The following is a 20130-nucleotide window of genomic DNA, read 5'->3' as shown; positions in this document are numbered from 1 at the left end:
GCCGCGCTCAGAGCATCTCGAGCGGTTGTGGCGACCGCGGGCGGGGAAACGCGCCGTGGAGCGCGGCAAAATCGTCGGCCGACAGCACGAGATCGGCCGCCGCCCGGTTTTCGCGGACATGCGCCACGCTCGCGGCCTTCGGGATCGCGATCGTCGCGGGGCGCTGCAGCACCCAGGCGAGCGCGACCTGCGCGGGCGTCGCACCGATGTCGCGCGCGATCCGGGTCAGCGCCGGATCGGCGAGGAGCCGGCCCTGTTCGACCGGACTATAGGCCATGACGGGAATGTCGTGACGGTCGAGCCAGGGGAGGAGGTCATGCTCGGGACCACGCCGCGTCAGGTTGTACAGGATCTGGTCGGTCGCGCAGTCCTGTCCGCCCGCTGCAGCGAGCTCGGCCATGTCCTGCGTATCGAGATTGCTGACACCCCAGTGGCGGATCTTGCCCGCGGTCTTGAGCCGTTCCATCGCCTCGACCGTCTCGGCCAGTGGTACCGACCCGCGCCAGTGCAGCAGATACAGATCGAGCCGGTCGGTCCTCAGCCGCGCAAGGCTCGCCTCGCAGGCGGCGGTGAGGCGATCGCGCGAGGCGTTCTGGGGATAGGCCTTGCTTACGAGGAAGAGCGTGTCGCGGACATCGTGGAGCGCATCGCCGATCAGCGTTTCCGCGGCGCCGTCGCCGTACATCTCCGCCGTGTCGATCAGCGTCATCCCGCACTCGACGCCTGCGCGCAACGCTGCGGTCTCGGCCTTGCGACGATCGGCGCGCTCGCCCATCATCCAGCTTCCCTGGCCCAGAGCTGGCACCGTCTCGCCGCCCGGGAGAATCACCGATTTCATCGTCTGCCCCAATCGCTCTGGTCGTCAGGGGTCAACGCCGGTCGGACGCGCGGGATGCGTGCCGCGAGGGTTGTATTGCAAATAGTGTATCGGGGGATCTTGCCGCGGTCTGGCGCGGGGAGTCTCGCCAGAAGCGAGATTTCGCGGCTTGAAAATGGCTCCCTGAGTAGGATTCGAACCTACGGCCACTCGATTAACAGTCGAGAGCTCTACCGCTGAGCTATCAGGGAACGTTGCCGGAGGCGGCTCTATAAACGGCCAGTTGGACGATGCAACCCGGTTTTTGTCGATTTCTGCAACAAATTGCGCCGGGGCCAGGGCTATGCTGCGAACTGTTCCATCGTGATGCGGTCGTCGAGCGCATGCTCGGGATCGAACAGCAGGGTGAGTTCACGCGCACGGTCCATGCAGATGTCGACCTGTGCCACGTCGCGGATCTCGCGCTGGTCGGCGACCGCGGAGACGGGGCGCTTGCCGGGGTCGAGCACGCGAATGCCGATCCGGGCCTTGTCGGGCAGGATCGCACCGCGCCAGCGCCGGGGACGGAACGGGCTGATCGGCGTCAGCGCGACCATGCCCGAACCGAGCGGCAGGATCGGGCCCTGCGCGGAGAGGTTGTAGGCGGTCGAGCCCGCGGGCGTCGCGACCAGGATGCCGTCACAGGCCAGTTCGGCGAGCACGACGCGGTCGTTGACCGTCACCTCGAGCTTGGCGGTCTGGCGCGTCTCGCGCAGCAGCGAGACCTCGTTGATCGCGGGGAGGGTGAGGGTGCGTCCGTCGATTCCGGTCGCGGTCATGCTGAGCGGCGTGACCTTGAACGGCTTGGCGCGCGAAAGCCGGTCTTCGAGGCCGTGATGCCGCCACTCGTTCATCAGGAAGCCGACGGTGCCCAAGTTCATTCCGAAGACCGGGACCGCAGGCTTGCGCCGTTCGAGCATTGCATGGAGCGTCTGCAGCATGAACCCGTCACCGCCGAGCGCGATGACGACATCCGCCTCCTCGGGCTCGACCCAGTCGCCCAGATCGGCGAGCTGGGCGGCGGCGGCCTGTGCCGGCGGGGTGGCGGAGGCTACCAGCGCCCGGCGGACATAGTCGGTCACCCGCCGGTGACGCTCATGTGACGCGCGACCGCGGGGCCTTCGCCCTCGCCGATGCGAAAGTCGTGCCGCTTTGGCTTGGCGTAGAGGCCCGCGTCGATCGCCTCGTCGAGCCCGGCGATGCCGCCGTCGCGCAGCGCACCCTTGAGGTCGACCTGATCGTCATGCCCGAGGCACAGGTACAGCTTGCCCTCGGTCGTGAGACGAACGCGGTTGCAGCCTTCGCAGAAATTGGCAGTCAGCGGCGAGATGAGCCCGAGCCGCGTACCGGTACCGTCGACATTCCAGTAGCGCGCCGGTCCGCCGGTCTTGTACGAATCGCGCTCGAGCCGGAACCGGGTCTCGAGATCGCGGAACACGCCGGTCAGCGGGAGGAACCGGTCGGTGCGATCCTCGTCGATCGCGCCGAGCGGCATCGTCTCGATCAGGGACAGGTCGAACCCCTCGTCACGGCACCAGGCGAGCATCGGCGCGATCTCGTCCTCGTTGAACCCCTTGAGCGCGACCATGTTGATCTTGATCGCGAGCCCCGCATCGCGCGCCGCCATGATGCCGCCGATCACCTGCGCGACGTCGCCGTGCCGGGTGATGTAGCGAAACCGTTCGGGATCGCGGCTGTCCATGCTGACATTGACGCGGCGGATGCCCGCATCGACCATCGCCGGCGCATGCTCCGCCAGCCGCGTGCCATTGGTGGTCATCGTCAGCTCCTCGAGCCCGCGGCCGAGATTGCCACCCAGTCGCTTGACGAGATCACCGACGTCGCGGCGGACGAGCGGCTCGCCGCCCGAGAGACGGATCTTGGTCACGCCGCGCGCGATGAACCGCTCGGCGATGATCGCGATCTCGTCGAGGCTCAGCAGCTTTGCGCGCGGGAGGAAGGTCATCGCCTCGGACATGCAGTAGCGGCACCGCAGATCGCAGCGGTCGGTGACCGAAATCCGCAGATATTTGATCGTCCGCTGATGCCGGTCGACCAGCGGACGATCGACGGTTGCGGAGTGGCTCGAAGGGGAGTGAGACGCCATAGCAACAGAGCTAGGTGGTGCAGTGTCGAGCGGCAAGTGCGTTCCAGGATTGGCGACGGGCGATGGGGTGGCTAGGTTGTCGGCGATGACACCGGCCACACTGGATACAAAGGACATGCTGAACAGAACGATGCTGTTCGCATGCTCGTTCCGTCACTTCGCGGAGATCGCTGATATTGCGGTGGCTTGCGGCTGGGATGCGGTGGTGACCGCGACCGCCAGCGGTATCGACCCGGCCTATGCCGAAAGCGGCGCGCCGGTCGTGCTGATCGATGCGCGCGGGGCGATCGCGCAGGGACTGGCGGCGGCGCAGACGATCGCCCCCCGGGTGGCCGAGGATGGCGCGGCGCTGCTGTTCGTCCTTTCGCGCCGCGACTGTACGGCGCTCGACCGCGTGTTCGAGCTGGGGGCTACGCATTTCCTGATCGATCCGGCGAGCGACGGCGAACTGATCCAGTCGCTGCGCTTCGCGGCGCGCCATGTGACGCGCGCGCCAGGCAGGCCGGGCATCGTCGACCGCCGCGACGCGATGGCCGGCGCTCGCTTCGGCCGCGATCCGAACCTGGCGCAACAGTGGATCGCGGCGCGGATCGGCGACGGACAACCGGTCTCCGTCGTGCTCGTCTCGCTTTCGCGGCTCGACATCGTCAACGCCGCGCATGGTCGGCCCGCGGTCGATTCGCTGATCGAGGTCGCGGTCGAGCGGGCGGAGGCGGTCGCGGCCGAGGCGATGGCGGGCGCCGCGCGCGTCGCGCGTCTCGGCGGTGCGGATCTCGCGCTCGTGGTCGGGGCCGGGGCCGCGGACATCGCCGCGCTGATCGCGGCGCTCGACGAGGCGCTGGCGCGGCCGTTCGCGGTCGCCAACGCGCTGGCGGTGCTCGGCTGCCGGTTCGGTGTCGCGAGCCACCAGCCGGGGGATCCGAGCGATCCGGCGGACGGTGCCGCGACGCTGATGCGGCGCGCGTTCGGGGCGCTCGCCAAGGCCAAGACCAGTGACGGCGCGATGCTGCAGATCGCATCGGCGGCGCACGACATGTCGCTCGATGCGCTGGCGATCGACTTGCATCACGCGATCGAGCTCGACGAGATCGACATCCGCTTCCAGCCGCAGGTCGAGATTGCGAGCGGGCGGATCACGGGCGTCGAGGCGCTCGCGCGCTGGGATCACCGTAAGCTCGGCCCGCTGGGGGCGGATGCGCTGTTCGCGGCCGCGGACCGCGCCGATCTTGGGATCGCGCTGTCCGACCATATCCAGCGGCTGGTCCTGGCACGCGCGCTGGCATGGCCAGAGGCGCTGGCGACGCTGCGCGTGTCGCTCAACCTCACCGCGGCGGATATCGCGCGGCCCGGCTTCGCCACGCTGTTCCTCGCGCGGGTCGACGATAGCGGCTTTCCGCGCGGGCGCCTGACCGTGGAGATCACCGAGACCGGGCTGATCGCGGATCTCGCCAGCGCGTCGACGCTGCTCACCGAATTGCGCGGGGCGGGGTGCCGCGTCGCGATCGACGATTTCGGCACGGGTTATTCGAGCCTCGCCTATCTCAAGGACCTGCCGCTCGACTATGTGAAGATCGACAAGGCGCTGGTCCACGACATCGGCGGCAGCCCGCGCGACCGGGTCGTCGTCGCCGGCGCGATCACGATGGCGCGGTCGCTCGGCCTGTCGGTGATCGCCGAGGGGGTCGAGACACGCGAGCAGCTGGAGCTGCTCGCGGCGTGCGGGGCCAGCCTGTATCAGGGCTTCCTGCTGTCCGAGCCGGTCGGCGACGCGGCCTTGCTCGAACTGGTGACCCGGACATGAGCCGGGCAGGATCCGCGATGATCGTCGCGGTCGCCGCAGCGACGGCCGTCACGCCCGTACTCGCCGCGCCCGACCGGGCACCCGCATCGGTGGCGATTCGGGAGGCGATGGCGGCGAGCGCGGCGGGGTGGAATGCGGGCGACCTTGCCCGGTTCGTCGCGGTCTATGCCGACGATGCGGTGTTCGTGACGCCCAAGGGTCTGGTGCGCGGAAAGGCCGCAATAACAGCGCGCTATGCACCAAGCTTCACGGGTGGTGGCAACACCAGGGGGCAGCTGAGCTTCGTCCCGGCCGAGCTGCGCGGGATCGATCCGACCCATGCCCTGCTGGTCGCGCGCTGGACGCTGACCGGCGCGACCTCGACCGAGACGGGGATGACGACCTTGCTGTTCGAGCGGCGCGGCGACGCATGGAAGATCGTCGCCGATCACAGCAGCTGAGCGCGGCGGCGCTCAGCCCGCCGCCTTCGCCAGCCCCTTCGACAATTGCAGCGCACCGTGCAGCCGTGCCTTGGGATCGCCCCAGGCGCGCTGGAGCACCAGCTTGCTGTCGGGCCGCAGCCGCGCGACGCCGTTGAGCCGTTCGACATAGGCGAGCAGCTTGTCGATATTGGGCGGCGTATCGTTGTGGAACGAGACCAGCACGCCGCGCGGGCCGACGTCGATCTTCGACACGCAGGCGCGCTTCGCGTTCAGCTTGATCTCGATGACCCTGATCAGATTCTCGGTCGCGTCGGGCAGCGGGCCGAAGCGGTCGATCATCTCGGCGGCGAACGCCTCGATCTCCTGACCTTCCTCGAGCTCGTTCAGGCGGCGATACAGCCCCATCCGGAGGTCGAGATCAGGGACATACTCCTCGGGGATGAGGATCGGCGCGTCGACCGTGATCTGCGGCGAGAAGTCCTTCGGGCGTGCGGAGGCGAGACCACCCGACTTGGCGTCCATGATCGCCTCCTCGAGCATCGCCTGGTAGAGTTCGAAGCCGACCTCCTTGATATGCCCGGTCTGCTCGTCGCCGAGCATGTTGCCGGCCCCGCGGATGTCGAGATCGTGGCTCGCCAGCTGGAACCCGGCGCCGAGCGAATCGAGATCGGACAGCACCTTCAGCCGCTTCTCGGCGGTCACCGTCATCTGCCGCTCGGGCGGGGTGACCAGATAGGCATAGGCGCGCGTCTTCGAGCGGCCGACGCGCCCGCGGAGCTGGTAGAGCTGGGCGAGGCCGAAGCGGTCGGCGCGGTGGACGATCATCGTGTTGGCGGACGCGATGTCGATCCCGCTCTCGATGATCGTGGTCGAGACGAGCACCTCGAACTTCTTGTCGTAGAAGGCGGACATGCGCTCCTCGACCTCGGTCGGCGACATCTGTCCGTGCGCGACGACGAAGCGGATCTCGGGCACCTGTTCGCGCAGGAACTCCTCGATCTCGGGCAGGTCGGCGACGCGCGGGGTGACGACGAAGCTCTGGCCGCCGCGATAATGCTCGCGCAGCAGCGCCTCGCGCAGCACGACCGGATCAAACGGCATGATGTAGGTGCGCACCGCGAGGCGATCGACCGGCGGGGTCTGGATCACCGACAGCTCGCGGATGCCCGACATCGCCATCTGCAGCGTGCGCGGGATCGGCGTCGCGGTCAGCGTCAGCATGTGGACGTCGGCCCGGAGCGCCTTCAGCCGCTCCTTGTGCGTGACGCCGAACCGCTGCTCCTCGTCGACGACGACGAGGCCGAGCCGCTTGAAGTCGATGTTCTTGGCCAGCAGCGCGTGCGTGCCGATGACGACGTCGATCGTTCCGTTCGCCAGTCCCTCCTTGGTCGCCTTCGCTTCGCTCGCGGTGACGAGCCGCGAGAGGCGGCCCATGTTCATCGGGAAGCCTTCGAACCGGCTGACGAAATTGTTGTAGTGCTGGCGCGCGAGCAGCGTCGTCGGGCAGACGATCGCAACCTGCTTGCCGCCCATCGCCGCGACGAACGCGGCGCGCAGCGCGACCTCGGTCTTGCCGAAGCCGACATCGCCGACGACCAGCCGGTCCATCGGCTTGCCCGCGGACAGATCGGCGAGAACCTCCTCGATCGCGCGGTCCTGATCCTCGGTTTCCTCATAGGGGAAGCGATCGACGAAGCTGGGATAGCCGCTGGCGTCGGGTTCGAGCACGTCGCCGGGATGGAGCGCGCGTTCGGCGGCGGTCGCGATGAGTTCGCCCGCAATCTCGCGGATCCGCTCCTTCATCTTCGACTTGCGACGCTGCCAGCCTTCGCCGCCGAGCTTGTCGAGCGATGCGCCTTCCTCCGACGATCCGTAGCGCGAGAGGACGTCGATATTCTCGACCGGCACGTAGAGCTTGTCGCCGCCGGCATAGCTGAGCGCGACGCAGTCGTGCGGGCTCTGGCCGACGGGGATCGAAGTCAGCCCCTCATAGCGACCGATGCCGTGTTCGGTATGGACGACCAGATCGCCGGGCGTCAGCGTCGCGAGTTCTGCGAGGAACGCGTCGGCGGATTTCTTGCGCTTCTTGCGGTGGACGAGGCGGTCGCCGAGCATGTCCTGCTCGGTGAGGACGGCGACGCCGGGCGCGGTGAACCCGTGGTCGAGCGGGAGGACGACAAGCGCGACGCCGAAGCTCTTGGCGGTATCCGAGACGCCGAGCGCCTCCTGCCAGGTTTCGGCCTGCTTGCCGCCCTTCATCCCGTGATCGGCAAGCAGGCTCCCCAGACGTTCGCGCGCGCCGATGGAATAGCTGGCGAGGATCGGCTTGCGACCCTGTTTGCGCAGTTTCTCGACGTGATCGGCGACGGCTTCGTAGATGTTCGCCTGCGCGGCGCGCTCGGGGCCGAAATCGCGCGGGCCGTCGACGTCGAAGTCGAGCACGGTGGCGCTGGTCGGCTCGTGAAATGGTGTGACGACATGCGCGGTGGCGGCGTCGAGCGCGACGGACCAGTGTGGCGCGTCGAGATAGAGCGCGGTCGCACCCAGCGGGCGATAGCTGCCGGGCTGAGCGGCTTCGGCGCGCCGGCGGTTCGCGTAATAATCGGTGATCGATTCGAACCGGCTCTCCGCCGCGGCGCCGACCCCGCTGTCGCGGACAACAACGTCGTCACCACCGAGATGGTCGAACAAGGTCGCCATCTTGTCCTCGAACAGCGGCAGCCAATGCTCCATGCCGGCGATGCGGCGGCCGTCGGAGATCGCCTGATACATCGGATCGCCCGTCGCGGTCGCGCCGAACGCGTCGCGGTAGCGCGTGCGGAAGCGCTTGATCGACTCCTCGTCGAGCAGGGCTTCGGAGGCGGGGAGGAGGACGAAGCCGTCGATCCGGCCGGTAGTGCGCTGATCGGCGGCGTCGAAGGTACGGACGCTCTCGATCTCGTCGCCGAAGAAATCGAGACGCAGCGCATGGTCCTCGCCCGACGGGTAGAGATCGACGATCCCGCCGCGCACCGCATATTCGCCCTGGTCGTGGACGGTGTCGGTGCGGACATAGCCGTTCGCCTGGAGCAGCGTGGCGAGCGTGTCGCGGCCGATCCGTTCGCCGGGCGCGAGGCGGGCGACGAGCTGGCGGACACGGAACGGGGTCAGGACTCGCTGGGTCGCCGCGTTGACCGTGGTGAGCAGGAGCTGCGGGCCCTTGGGCTTCGCCTGCAGGCGGTGCAGCGCGGCGACGCGCTCGGCCATGATCCGCAGCGTCGGCGAGGCGCGGTCATAGGGAAGGCAATCCCAGGCGGGGAAGCTCAGCACCTCGAGATCGGGCGCAAAATAGGCCGCGGTCGAGGCGATCGCGCGCATCGCCGCATCATCGGGCGCGATGAACACCGCGCGCGTCTTCGCGGCGCGGGCGAGGTCGGCGAGCAGCGACGGCTGGAACCCCGATGGCACGCCCGACAGCGTCAGCGGGGTGGTCGCGGAGAGGATCGTGTTCAGATCTGGCATATTCGCTTCTCGTTCCCCGGCGAAGGCCGGGGCCCAGTTGGGAAGGCAATCGTAAATCAGGTTTCGACGTCAATCATCGACGTCCCCCAACTGGGCCCCGGCCTTCGCCGGGGAACAGTGTCTCGGCGTTACTTCACGACCGTGACGTAATCGATGTCGCGCATCGCCTGCATCATCGGGCCGTCCCATTCGGGCGGGCAGGGGATCGAACCGATCGCCCAGCCCATGATGTCGACGTCCTGCTGTTCGAGCAGCGCCTCGAACCAGTCGAGCTGCTCGGGCGTCCAGCTGCGGCCATAGGTTTCGAAGAAGCCGCCGATCATCATGTCGGCTTCGCGCGTGCCCCGGTGCGAGCTGCGGAAGCCGAGGCGCTTGAGGCGGGTTTCGTGGTCCATCATATCTCCAACGCCGATTGACCGGCGACCCGCTGGCGGCGGGCGTCGGCTGGGCTATAGGGGGCAGATAGTCATGCGACCCGAAATCCTCAATCCGCTGTTCGCCGAAACCCTCGTCCTGAAAGGGGTGGGGCCTGCGCTCGCCAAGCCGCTCGACCGGCTGGGGCTCGCGCGCGTCGTCGACGTCGCCTTCCATCTGCCGACCGGCTATGTCGATCGTGTGCCCCGCACCGAGCTGATGTCGAGCGATGCCGGGCGGATCATCGTCATCACGCTGACCGCACGCGAGTATCGCGTCAGCGCGGGGCGTGGCCCGACGCGCGTGCAGGCGACCGACGAGCATGGCAACTATGTCAGCCTCGTCTTCTTCGGCGGCAGTTCGGGCTGGGCGAAGAAGCTGCTGCCGATCGGCGAGGCCAGGCGCGTGTCGGGGCGGCTCGACGAATATGGCCAGGAACTGCAGATCGTTCACCCGGACATCGTCGAGCAGGACGAGGAGTTGCGCGAGCGCGAGCCGATCTATCCGCTGTCGGAGGGGCTGACATCGCGGCGGCTGGCGGCGCTGACGACGCAGGCGGTCGCGCGCGCGCCCGATCTGGCCGAGTGGATCGAGCCCGGGCTGAAGGCGAAGCGCGAGTGGCCGGGCTGGCACGATTCGCTCGCGCGGATCCACGCCGATCCCTCGGATGCCAAGGCGCGCGAGCGGCTGGCCTATGACGAGGTGTTCGCCAACCAGCTCGCGATGACGCTCGTCCGGGCTGATACCCGGAAACGACGCGGGCGGGCGCTGCACGGCGACGGGCGGCTGCGGGGTATGCTCAAGCTGCCCTATACGCTGACCGGCGCGCAATCGCGGACGGTGGGGGAGATCGAGGGCGACCTCGCCCAGACCGCGCCGATGCTGCGGCTACTGCAGGGCGATGTCGGTTCGGGCAAGACGCTGGTTGCGGCGATGGCGATGCTGATCGCGGTCGAGGCGGGGGCGCAGGCGGCGATGCTCGCACCAACCGAGATTCTCGCGCGCCAGCATTACGAGACGCTCAGGAAGACGCTCGCCGGGCTGCCGATTGAGGTCGGCGTGCTGACCGGGCGTGACAAGGGGCGCGTGCGCGAGGCGACGCTGATGGCGCTGGCGAGCGGCGAGATCGACATCCTGATCGGCACGCACGCGATCTTCCAAGACGCGGTCGCCTACAAGGACCTCGCGCTGGTAGTGGTCGACGAGCAGCACCGGTTCGGCGTCGCGCAGCGGATGACGCTGCAGGCCAAGGGCACCGCGCCGCCGCATCTGCTGGCGATGACCGCGACGCCGATCCCCCGCACGCTGACGCTCGCGCAATATGGCGAGATGGACGTCAGCCGGCTCGACGAGATGCCGCCGGGCCGCCAGCCGATCGAGACGCGGGTGATTTCGGAGGATCGGCTCGACGACGTGGTCAACGCGCTCGGCCGGCATCTGGCGGACGGGGGGCAGGCCTATTGGGTGTGCCCGCTGGTCGAGGAGAGCGAGAAGAGCGACCTCGCGGCGGCCGAGATGCGTGCGGAGACGCTGCGTGCGCGGTTCGGCGACAAGGTGGCGCTGGTCCATGGCCGGATGAAGCCTGCCGAGAAGGACGCGGTGATGGCCGAGTTCTCCGCCGCGCGCACCGCGGTGCTCGTCGCGACGACGGTGATCGAGGTCGGCGTCGACGTGCCCAATGCGACGCTGATCGTGATCGAGCATGCCGACCGGTTTGGTCTCGCGCAGCTTCACCAGCTGCGCGGGCGCGTCGGGCGGGGGACCGGCCGGTCGATCTGCCTGCTGATGCGCGGATCGTCGCTCAGCGAGACGTCGCGGGCGCGGCTGGCGCTGATGCGCGAGACCAATGACGGCTTCCGGATCGCCGAGGAGGATCTGCGGTTGCGCGGCGCGGGCGAACTGCTGGGCACGAAGCAGTCGGGCGAGATGGCGTTCCGGCTCGCGACGCCCGACATGATGGCCGACCTGCTGCAATGCGCGCATGACGATGCGCGGTTGCTGATCGATCGCGACGGCGGGCTGGAGGGACCGCGGGGGCAGGCGGCACGCACCGCGCTGTACCTGTTCGACCGCGATGCCGGGGTGGCGTTGCTGCGATCGGGCTGACGGGCGGCCCGGTCAGCTGGTGCGGAGCATCGCCGCGAGCATGCCGTAATAGGCCTTGGGCGGGATCGTCCGGTCGAACGCGCAGCCGATCCGTCCGCCGAGCGACCAGCGGACGTGGGCGAGGATGTCACCGACGATCGGCATGCGGACGTGGAGCCGCTCGCCGGCGTCCAAAACGCCGTCGCAGCGCGCCATGAGGCCGCTTGGCGAGACGTTGACCAACGTAAGCCTCAATTCGGTGCCTGCGCTGTCCGCCGCACGCGTGCGGTGCATCACTTCGTCGCGCGGCTCAGACCGCGTCTCGTGCCTAGACGTCGCTTGGTTCGGCATTGGTCAGTCCCCGCTGTGCCCCGGTCGAGGGCTAGGCCGACATCATGAAGCCCGTGCCACCAACCATCCCTAACGCAGTGTTCATGACCGTGCCGGTCCGGCGGGTCAGCCGGGCAGCAGCATTCCGTGACGCTTCTTGCCGAGGCTGAGGCGGACCGGCGCGGCGACGGGGATCGTGGCGGCGGGGTCGCGCAGCGGTTCGCCGTCGACGCGTACCGCGCCTTCGCCGATCTTGCGTCGCGCCTCGCCATTCGATGCGACGAAGCCGAGCCCGACCAGCGCCTCGACGACGCCGATGCCGGTCCCGGTGCAGGTCAGGCTCGGCAGGGCGTCGCCCGACGCGCCTTCCGCGAAGGTCTTGCGCGCGGTCTCGGCCGCCTGCTCGGCGGCGTCGCGGCCGCGGCACATCGCGGTTGCCTCGTTGGCGAGCACGACCTTGGCGGCGTTGATCTCCGCGCCTTCGAGCGCCTCGAGACGCGCGATCTCGTCGAGCGGCAGGTCGGTGAACAGCCGCAGGAACCGGCCGACGTCGCGGTCGTCGGTGTTGCGCCAGAACTGCCAGTAATCGAAATGCGGCAGCTGATCCTCGTGCAGCCAGACCGCGCCCGACATCGTCTTGCCCATCTTGCCGCCGTCCGCGGTCGTGATCAGCGGGGTGGTGACGCCGTACACCTCGGTGCCGTCCATCCGGCGCGACAGCTCGATGCCGTTGACGATGTTGCCCCATTGATCGGAGCCGCCCATCTGCAGCCGGCATCCGGCGCGGCGCGACAGTTCGAGAAAGTCGTAGGCCTGGAGGATCATGTAGTTGAATTCGAGGAAGCTCAGCGACTGCTCGCGGTCGAGGCGGAGCTTCACCGAATCGAACGCGAGCATCCGGTTGACCGAGAAATGCTGGCCGACGTCGCGCAGGAACGGGATATATTCGAGCGCGTCGAGCCACTCGGCGTTGTCGAGCATGACCGCATCGGTCGGGCCGTCGCCGAACGTCAGGAAGCGTTCGAAGATACGGCGGATCGAGGCGACATTGGCCTTGATGCCGTCCTCGCCGAGCAGCTTGCGCGCCTCGTCCTTGAAGCTCGGATCGCCGATCTTGCCGGTGCCGCCGCCCATCAGGACGATCGGCTTGTGTCCGGTCTGCTGAAGCCGACGGAGCAGCATGATCTGGACGAGGCTGCCGACGTGGAGCGACGGCGCGGTCGGGTCGAAGCCGATATAGCCGGGTACGACCTGCTTGCCCGCGAGCGCGTCGAGCGCGGCGGCGTCGGTCATCTGGTGGACATAACCGCGCGCGGTCAGCGTGGTGAGCAGGTCGGACTGGTAGGTCATGGAGGAGCCACTAGCAGCGGTTGTGCGGTCCGTCATCCCGGCCGCCAATCGTCATGCGAGCTTTCGTTCGCTGAACGGGGGGGATCAGCTGCGGGGGAGTTGCGACGACGGGTCGACCGGGGTGCGGCCCTTGCGGAGTTCGAAATGGAGTTCGGGGCGATCGGCGAATCCGGTGTCGCCTGAGAGCGCGATCGTCTGGCCGCGCTTCACGCTCTGGCCGCGCTGGACCAGCAGTTTCGAGGCATGGCCATAGACGCTGGTCCAGCCGCCGCCATGCTTGACGATCACCAGCCCGCCAAGTGCGGCAATGCCGTCGCCGACATAGGCGACGACGCCGTCGGCGGTGGCGCGGATCGGGGTCGATACCGGAACCGCGATCTTTATGCCGTCATTGCGTTCGCCGCTGGCGCCGTGGCCGAACCGCTTCACTACGCGGCCGTCGACCGGCCAGAGGAAGCCGCCGCCCGCGAGCCGTACCGGCGCCGTGACAACCGCGCTCGGCGGCAGGATGCGCCGCGGGGTCGGGGTCGGGCGGACCGGCGCCTGGTTGGTCGCAAGTGCAGGCTCGCCACCGGTCAGGATGTCGTCGACGTCGAGCGTGAACGCGGCGGCCCGATCGGCAAGACTCGTGCCGCCTTCGGTATCGGGGATGACGATGCGCTGGCCCGCGCGCAGCACATAGGGTTCGAGCAACGCGTTGACGGCAACGATGCGCGACCAGGCGACCCCGTAGGCACGCGCGATCGCGATCCCGGTCTCGCCGCGCCGGACGAGGTGATAGCGGCCTGCCGGGATGGTCAGTCGCTGTCCCGTCTGGATCGTGAAGGGCGGTGCGATCGCGTTGGCGCGCGCGATCGCCTCGCTGCTCGCCCCCGAGCGTTCGGCAATGGCGAGCAGCGTATCGCCCGGGCGGACCGTGTAGAGTGATTGCTCGACGCGCTGCGCATCCGCTGCGACCGGGCGCTCCTCCCAGGCGGGGCGCGGCGCCGGCAGCGTCGAGACGGGCACGGGGGTGCGATCGGCGCGCCGGACGGGTGAGGGGGCAGGGCTGGCGTCCTGCCGCTCCACGCGGCGCGGATAGGTGCGCCGACGCGGCGGAGCGTCATAGGGGTCGGATCGGGCGGCGTCGCTGCGATCGCGGGCGTCGTTCGCGGAGCGGTCCTGCGGGTCGGCGGGTGGGAGGCGCTGGATCCGTTCGAGCGACTGCGGCGGCGGCCCGCGGTCGGACCGGACCGGCGTGTCGACGCTCGGGATGCACCCGGCGAGAGCCAGCGCCGCGCCCAGGATCGCGGCGGCGCGCGTCACGCGTAGGCGCGTCCCAGCATGTCCAGCGACTCGGCATGCGTCAGATCGAGATGCAGCGGCGTGACCGAGATATAGCCGTCCGCAATGGCCTCCAGATCGGTCGCGTGAAGCGGCGTCTCGACCGCGCCGCTGAGCGCGAACCAGTGATACTCATAGCCGCGCGGGTCGGTGTTGGTGACGATCTGCAACCGGCCATAGTCGCGCAGGCCCTGGCCGACGACGCGAATGCCGCGCACCGCATCGGCCGCACCGACGGGGAAGTTGACGTTGACGAGCGTCCGGGGGGCGAGCGGCGCATCGAGCAGCGGGCGCAGGACACGTTCGCCCCAGGCGGCCGCGACCTCGAACGGGACCGAATCGCCCATGCCTTCCCGGCTGTAGACCTGGCTCAGCGCGATCGACCGGACCCCGGCCAGCGCACCCTCCATCGCAGCGGAGACGGTGCCCGAATAGGTCACGTCCTCGGCGAGGTTGGCGCCACGATTGACCCCCGACAGGATCAGGTCGGGGGGGCTGTCCTTCATGATCCGGGCCAGCGCCATCATCACCGCATCGGTCGGCGTGCCGGCGACGGCATAGCGCTTCTCGGCAAACTTGCGCACGCGCAGCGGTCGCGACAGCGTCAGCGAATGGCCCGCGCCCGACTGTTCCTCCGCCGGCGCCACCACCCAGACATCGTCGGACAGCGTCGCGGCGATCGCCTCGAGCACCCTCAGCCCGCGCGCGTGATAGCCGTCGTCATTGGTCAGCAGGATCCGCATCAGGCAGCGGGCTCGAGCAGGGTGAGGCCGCCCAGATAGGGCTGGAGCGCGGTCGGTACCGCGACTGCGCCATCCGCCTGCTGATAATTCTCGATCACCGCGACGAGCGTGCGGCCGACCGCGAGGCTGGAGCCGTTGAGCGTGTGGACGAACCGCGTCGCCTTCTCGCCTTCGGGGCGATAGCGCGCGTTCATGCGACGCGCCTGGAAATCAGTGCAGGTCGAAATGCTGGATATCTCGCGATACTGCGCCTGGCCGGGGAGCCAGACTTCCAGATCATAGGTGCGCGCCGCGGTGAAGCCCATATCGCCACCGCATAGAAGCATCCGCCTGAACGGAAGCTGCAACGCGTCGAGCACGCCCTCGGCGCACTGCGTCATCCGCTCGTGCTCGGCCTCGGACTGGTCCGGGGTGACGATCGCGACCATCTCGACCTTGTCGAACTGGTGCTGGCGAATATAGCCGCGGGTGTCGCGACCGGCCGACCCGGCCTCCGAGCGGAAGCACGGCGTCAGCGCGGCAAAGCGCAGCGGCAGTTCGCCGTCGGTCAGGATCCGTTCGCGCACGATGTTGGTCAGGCTGACCTCTGCGGTCGGGATCAGCCAGCGGCCGTCGGTCGTGCGGAACAGGTCCTCGGCGAACTTGGGCAGCTGGCCCGTGCCGAACACCGCCTCGTCGCGCACCAGCAGCGGCGGCGCGACTTCCTCGAAGCCGTGATCGCGCGTCAGCCGGTCGAGCATGAACTGACCGAGGGCGCGCTGCAGCCGTGCGGCGGGGCCGCGTACCAGCGTGAAACGGGCACCGGACATCGCAACGCCGGTCTCGAAATCGAGCCCGATCGCCGGGCCGACGACGTCATGCTCGCGCGGGGCGAAGGCAAAGTCGGGCTTCGTCCCGCGTGCATGGACGAGCACATTCCCGCTCTCGTCGACGCCCGGCGGGACGTCCGATGCGGGCAGATTAGGGATCGCCGCGAGCGCCGTATCGAGCTCGGCGGTCAGCGCCGCCTCGTCGGCCTCAAGCGTCGGCAGCGCGGCCTTCAGCGCGGCAACTTCCGCCATCAACGCCTGCGCGCGCGGTTCGTCCTTCTGCGCCTTGGCCTGGCCGATCGCCTTGGAAAGCTCGTTGCGGCGGGTCTGCGCGGCCTGCGCCTCCGCGATCGTCGCACGGCGGCGCTCGTCGAGGGCAACGAGCCGATCGCTGGCGGGGGCAGCGCCGCGGCGGGCGAGGGCTGCGTCAAACGCGGCGGGGTTTTCACGGATCAGACGGATATCATGCATGGCGCTAGGCTATGCCGAGGCCGGCAAGCGCGCGCAACCCGGTGCGCCCGCGGGACGTTGGGGAGGGCAGAGGCACAGATCAAAGAGGAGAAAGCCCGTGGATCTTCCGCACAAGTCCGTCGTCATGGTCGCCGATGGCCGCAAGATGCTGTTCCTGCGCAACGAGGGCGATGCCGCCTTTCCGAACCTCGTCGTCGAAGAGGCGGTCGAGCAGGAGAACCCCGCGACGCGGGATCAGGCGACCGACTCGGCCGGCCGCGCCTCGTCCCCGCAGGGTGCCGCGCAGAGCTCGGTCGAACCCACCGATTTTCATCAGATCGAGGAAGACCGGTTCGCGGCCGACGCAGCCGAGCTGCTCAAGACGCGTGCGTTGAAAAACGACTTCGATTCGCTCGTCATCGTCGCGCCGCCCAAGACACTGGGCGAGATGCGCAAACATTATCACAAGGCGGTCAGCAGCAGGCTGGCGGGCGAGCTCGCAAAGGATCTCACCGGGCATCCGATTGCCGACATCGAGACGGCGCTCAAGAACGCCTGACCGTTGCCACCCGCTAGTTGAAAAGGCCCGCAACACGTTGTTGCGGGCCTTTTTTCATGTCCGAGATTTATGCAGGATCAGTCGGCGGCGCGCTTCGCGAACCGGCGACGTGCGACGAGGGCCGCGGCCGCGGCGCCGAACAGAAGCACCATCGGGGGTGCCGGAACTGGGGCGGGTGGCCCGCCGCTCGAGCCGGTGCTGCCATTGCCACCGCCGTTCGAGCCATGCCAGCCGCCGTTCGAGCTCCAGCCGCCATTGCTGCTCCAGCCTGCGCTGCTCGATCCATAGCTCGACGACGAGGTCGAACTTGATCCGCTGCTGGTCGACGACACGTTGCCGCCCGAACTGCTGCTGGTCGACGAGGCGACGTTGCCGCTGGACGAGGAAGACACGTTTCCGCTGGACGACGACGAGACGTTACCGCTGGATGAGGAGGATATGTTCCCGCTGGACGAAGATGAGACGTTCCCGCTCGACGAGGACGATACGTTACCGCTGCTCCCGCCGCTGGCGGACGACGAGGTGCTCGACACCGACGCGCCGCCGGTGCTGGACGACGATCCGCCTGTCGATGATCCGCCTGTCGATGATCCGCCCGTGGATGACCCGCCCGTGGATGACCCGCCGGTCGACGAGGTGCTGCTGACGCCACCGCTCGAAGTCGATCCGCCGCTCGTGCTCGACGAGCCCCCGCTCGAGGTCGACGAGATGACGATGCTGCCGCCCGAGCCGCCACCGCCGAAGAAACCGCCGCCAAAGCCGCCGCCGCCAAAGCCGCCACCCGGGCCGCCGCCGCCGAAGAAGCCGCCGCCGCTGTTCACCGGCACCGCGGTCGGGCTGCCAGCGCCGCCCACGAACGGGTCGGCGAACCCCACGGGAACCGGGGGCGCATTGGCGACCGTCACCATGGCCGGCGCGCAGGCGGTCGTCCGTGTGGTGACGACGCGACGAATGCGGGGACGGGCGACGGCGCCAATCTGGCGGGGGACAACGCGCTTGGTCATCGTCTTGGTCTGAATCGCGCGCTTCGGACGCTCGGCGACATGGACGGCGCCGCCTCCGATGATCGCGCCTCCGCAGGCACACGCGCATAATTTGGCCAAGGCCATCCGCACCGACATACTCAAAGTCTCTCTCGTTGCCGACGCGCAGACGACGTCGGATCGCGTTCACGGCACTCGGACGCCGTGTTCGCACAAAGCGCAAAACAAAGCGTTAAGCGCAAGCGCCCATGACGTGATCTGGTGGTCATTCTTACAATATCGCGACGGGCGGGGCGCTCAATACGCAGACCGTGCCGTGGCGGGACAGTTGTCGCATCCAGGATCATGGCGGCGGACCGATTGCGGGGACTCGCTGAGGCCGTCGGCGGGCGGTGTAACCCGGATGCATCGGTACGCAAGAATGTGTCTTCATTATCGATCCAAGCGCAAGTCTGCTCGCTTGTGGTCCGGAACACGTAAGACTATAGGCCCTTTCACCATTTGGGGGTGGCTTCGAGACGCGGCTTTTCGCGCCGACCGGCCAGAGGGAGAGTGGTATGGCAACGGTAATGAATCGCGTAGACGAGCACGGTACCAATCTTGCAGCAGCCAATGATGCCGATGGCTATCGACCGACGGCGGACGAGCCGTTCATGAGCCTGCGTCAGCAGGCCTATTTCCGGCAGAAGCTGCAGCAGTGGAAGGACGCTATCCTGCGGGAATCGCAGGAAACCTTATCGCAGCTCCAGGTCGATTCGCTGCGCGAGGCGGATCTGACCGACCGTGCGTCGAGCGAAACCGACTGGTCGATCGAACTGCGGACCCGGGATCGCCAGCGCAAGCTCGTCTCGAAGATCGAGGCGGCGATCCGCCGCATCGACGACGGCGAATATGGCTATTGCGAAGTCACGGGCGAACCGATCAGCCTGGCACGCCTCGAGGCGCGGCCGATCGCGACGATGACCGTGGAGGCGCAGGAACGCCACGAGCGCAACGAAAAAATCTCCCGCGAGGACTGATACCGGATCGGCGAACAGCGCATAGGCACGTGGTCCGCCTTCTGATATATGCGACGCATATCTCGACGTCGGGACACAGGAACACGGATGGACATGAGAAACCAAGGGTCGTTGGGCGCCGAGGGTGCGGCAGGTGCCGGCGCCGGGGAGTCCGTCGAGGATAGCGCAGACCCGGGCCAGAACCGGCCGGTCCGTGACAGTCTGCTGATGATCGCGCGGTTCAGCTATGCCGACGGTGCGGGTGTTTACGAGGTGCGGGTCCGCAATCTGTCCGAGGGCGGGCTGATGATCGAGTTCGATCGGCCGCTCGCCGTCGATACGCCGGTCACGATCGACCTGCGTGGGATTGGTGAGGTTACCGGACGGGTGGCGTGGTGCACGCAGGGTCGCCTGGGAATCGCGCTCGATGAGACGATCGACCCGATGAAGGCGCGCAAATCAGTCGGGCAGGGACAGACGACGCCGACCTTCGCCAAGCCGATCGTGTTCCGGGAGCCGCGGTCGCGGTGACCTCGTTCGGTAGAGCGGGGCAGCGGTAAGTTGCCGGTGACGGTTGAATAGACGGGCTGACTGACGAGGCGGTGGTGGCGTATCCGGCACCCCGCCAGTCCGGCTTTCCCGAGGGGGAAGGAATCGGAAAAGCCGGAACCGCGTGACGACAGGCCGATCGCCCGCCGCCACGAACGGCGTGGGGTCTAGAGGTTGGCGAGTTCTTCCTTCAGGCGAAGCTTCTGCTTCTTCAGTCCTGCGAGCGCCAGCGCGTCGGGCATAGGCCGGTGTACCTCTTCGGAAATCCGGCGGTCGAGCATTTGATGCTTGGTTTCCAGCGCAGCCTGGTGCGTCGTTTGCATGGTGGAAAAACTCCTTCTGCATTCGTGTTGGGGTGCTGAGTAAACCATCGCCCCAGCAAAAAGTCTTTAACGAAGATTGGTGAATCGACCGGGCGAGCCGGCGCGTGCGACGGGCCGAGTCCTGTGACCACGGACGGCGCGCGCCGGGCAGTTTTTGGTGCTCGCGCAATGCCATGCATTTGCTAAGGACCGCGTAGCAGGGGTGGGCGAAGGACATGATGGTGGACGAGGCACAGATCAGGGTCCGGCTGGACGAAATCCGGACCGAGCATCGCGACCTCGATTCGGCGATCGCCGCGCTCTGGTCGCTCACCGTTCCCGACCAGCTGCAGATCGCCCGGCTCAAGAAGCGCAAGCTGCGGCTCCGCGACGAAATTGCCGCGTTCGAGGACCAGTTGATCCCCGACATCATCGCCTGATCCGTCCGAGCACGCGCGGATGCGGGGCGTGATTTCGGCCAGCGCCTTCAAATTGCGTCATAATATAGATCGAGCGGTCGATCGAAGCGGCGCGTTTCGGGACACATC

20 protein-coding genes and 1 tRNA gene are annotated in these 20130 nt (G+C 68.1%); 8 read left to right on the top strand and 13 right to left on the bottom strand.

The features are described 5' to 3' along the window. Positions 1–7: 7 nt before the first annotated feature. The 4 genes from C8J24_RS16965 to moaA form a co-directional block, all read right to left on the bottom strand. A complete protein-coding gene (locus C8J24_RS16965; RefSeq protein WP_107934367.1) occupies positions 8–838 on the bottom strand; it encodes an aldo/keto reductase in 831 nt (276 codons plus the stop codon). A 155-nt stretch (positions 839–993) separates the two neighbouring features. Next, a tRNA-Asn gene (locus C8J24_RS16960) sits at positions 994–1068 on the bottom strand. Positions 1069–1158: 90 nt separating this feature from the next. Beyond that, a complete protein-coding gene (locus tag C8J24_RS16955; protein ID WP_056405940.1) occupies positions 1159–1938 on the bottom strand; it encodes an NAD kinase in 780 nt (259 codons plus the stop codon). Continuing rightward, positions 1935–2963 (bottom strand): GTP 3',8-cyclase MoaA, encoded by a 1029-nt coding sequence (gene moaA / locus C8J24_RS16950; protein WP_056678753.1) that lies wholly within the window; start codon positions 2961–2963, stop codon positions 1935–1937. Before moaA ends, C8J24_RS16955 begins: the two co-directional genes overlap by 4 nt. Before the next feature lie 115 nt (positions 2964–3078). Here moaA and C8J24_RS16945 point away from each other — a divergent pair, with 115 nt between their 5' ends. Both C8J24_RS16945 and C8J24_RS16940 read left to right on the top strand, forming a co-directional pair. Next, a complete protein-coding gene (locus C8J24_RS16945; protein WP_234387242.1) occupies positions 3079–4764 on the top strand; it encodes an EAL domain-containing protein in 1686 nt (561 codons plus the stop codon). Next, entirely contained in the window at positions 4761–5204 is a 444-nt protein-coding gene (locus C8J24_RS16940) for a YybH family protein (protein WP_244180866.1), read from the top strand. Before C8J24_RS16945 ends, C8J24_RS16940 begins: the two co-directional genes overlap by 4 nt. A 12-nt stretch (positions 5205–5216) precedes the next feature. Here C8J24_RS16940 and mfd read toward each other — a convergent pair whose 3' ends face one another. Further along, positions 5217–8687, bottom strand: coding sequence for a transcription-repair coupling factor (mfd, locus tag C8J24_RS16935; RefSeq protein WP_056678762.1), 3471 nt, complete (start codon positions 8685–8687; stop codon positions 5217–5219). Positions 8688–8815: 128 nt separating this feature from the next. Then, entirely contained in the window at positions 8816–9082 is a 267-nt protein-coding gene (locus tag C8J24_RS16930) for an FAD assembly factor SdhE (protein ID WP_107934460.1), read from the bottom strand. A gap of 73 nt (positions 9083–9155) precedes the next feature. Here C8J24_RS16930 and recG point away from each other — a divergent pair, with 73 nt between their 5' ends. Then, a complete protein-coding gene (gene recG, locus C8J24_RS16925; protein ID WP_107934365.1) occupies positions 9156–11207 on the top strand; it encodes an ATP-dependent DNA helicase RecG in 2052 nt (683 codons plus the stop codon). A gap of 12 nt (positions 11208–11219) precedes the next feature. Here recG and C8J24_RS16920 read toward each other — a convergent pair whose 3' ends face one another. The 5 genes from C8J24_RS16920 to serS all read right to left on the bottom strand — a co-directional run bounded on the left by C8J24_RS16920 (position 11220) and on the right by serS (position 16212). Continuing rightward, positions 11220–11537, bottom strand: a complete 318-nt coding sequence (locus tag C8J24_RS16920) for a PilZ domain-containing protein (protein WP_107934363.1) — start codon at positions 11535–11537, stop codon at positions 11220–11222. A 105-nt stretch (positions 11538–11642) separates the two neighbouring features. After that, complete coding sequence (gene tyrS, locus C8J24_RS16915) at positions 11643–12866, bottom strand: tyrosine--tRNA ligase (RefSeq protein WP_107934360.1); 1224 nt, start codon at positions 12864–12866, stop codon at positions 11643–11645. Positions 12867–12950: 84 nt separating this feature from the next. Beyond that, positions 12951–14171, bottom strand: coding sequence for a peptidoglycan DD-metalloendopeptidase family protein (locus tag C8J24_RS16910; protein ID WP_244180865.1), 1221 nt, complete (start codon positions 14169–14171; stop codon positions 12951–12953). Beyond that, positions 14168–14932 carry a 5'/3'-nucleotidase SurE gene (gene surE, locus C8J24_RS16905; protein WP_107934358.1) on the bottom strand — a complete coding sequence of 255 codons (765 nt, stop codon included), beginning with the start codon at positions 14930–14932 and terminating at the stop codon, positions 14168–14170. Before surE ends, C8J24_RS16910 begins: the two co-directional genes overlap by 4 nt. Next, positions 14932–16212: a serine--tRNA ligase gene (gene serS, locus C8J24_RS16900; protein WP_107934356.1), complete on the bottom strand. Its 1281-nt coding sequence runs from the start codon at positions 16210–16212 to the stop codon at positions 14932–14934. Before serS ends, surE begins: the two co-directional genes overlap by 1 nt. Before the next feature lie 97 nt (positions 16213–16309). Between serS and C8J24_RS16895 the strand changes: the two genes are divergently transcribed. Further along, the gene (locus C8J24_RS16895; protein WP_031441820.1) at positions 16310–16750 is read left to right on the top strand and encodes a host attachment family protein; all 441 of its coding nucleotides are present in this window, start codon (positions 16310–16312) and stop codon (positions 16748–16750) included. A gap of 77 nt (positions 16751–16827) precedes the next feature. Here the strand turns inward: C8J24_RS16895 and C8J24_RS17930 are convergent, their stop codons facing one another. Next, positions 16828–17082, bottom strand: a complete 255-nt coding sequence (locus tag C8J24_RS17930) for a PEP-CTERM sorting domain-containing protein (RefSeq protein ID WP_107934354.1) — start codon at positions 17080–17082, stop codon at positions 16828–16830. Position 17083: 1 nt separating this feature from the next. On the opposite strand from C8J24_RS17930, the gene C8J24_RS17925 reads away from it, so the two are divergent. The 3 genes from C8J24_RS17925 to C8J24_RS16875 all read left to right on the top strand — a co-directional run bounded on the left by C8J24_RS17925 (position 17084) and on the right by C8J24_RS16875 (position 19262). Continuing rightward, on the top strand, positions 17084–17767 hold the full coding sequence (locus C8J24_RS17925) for a hypothetical protein (RefSeq protein ID WP_244180864.1): 684 nt from the start codon (positions 17084–17086) through the stop codon (positions 17765–17767). Positions 17768–18290: 523 nt separating this feature from the next. After that, on the top strand, positions 18291–18752 hold the full coding sequence (gene dksA, locus C8J24_RS16880; protein ID WP_031393916.1) for an RNA polymerase-binding protein DksA: 462 nt from the start codon (positions 18291–18293) through the stop codon (positions 18750–18752). 87 nt (positions 18753–18839) lie between these two features. Beyond that, the gene (locus C8J24_RS16875) at positions 18840–19262 is read left to right on the top strand and encodes a PilZ domain-containing protein (protein WP_235188463.1); all 423 of its coding nucleotides are present in this window, start codon (positions 18840–18842) and stop codon (positions 19260–19262) included. A 185-nt stretch (positions 19263–19447) separates the two neighbouring features. On the opposite strand, the gene C8J24_RS16870 is transcribed toward C8J24_RS16875, so the two are convergent. Further along, a complete protein-coding gene (locus C8J24_RS16870) occupies positions 19448–19603 on the bottom strand; it encodes a YdcH family protein (RefSeq protein WP_081874429.1) in 156 nt (51 codons plus the stop codon). Between the two features lie 221 nt (positions 19604–19824). Here C8J24_RS16870 and C8J24_RS16865 point away from each other — a divergent pair, with 221 nt between their 5' ends. Beyond that, entirely contained in the window at positions 19825–20022 is a 198-nt protein-coding gene (locus C8J24_RS16865) for a YdcH family protein (protein ID WP_031393918.1), read from the top strand. Positions 20023–20130 lie beyond the last annotated feature (108 nt).

It is taken from the genome of Sphingomonas aerolata (genome assembly GCF_003046295.1).
Classification (GTDB): Bacteria; Pseudomonadota; Alphaproteobacteria; order Sphingomonadales; family Sphingomonadaceae; genus Sphingomonas; species Sphingomonas aerolata.
Note: the sequence above shows the minus strand (reverse complement) of the source record. Positions and strands in the feature narration are given on the sequence as shown.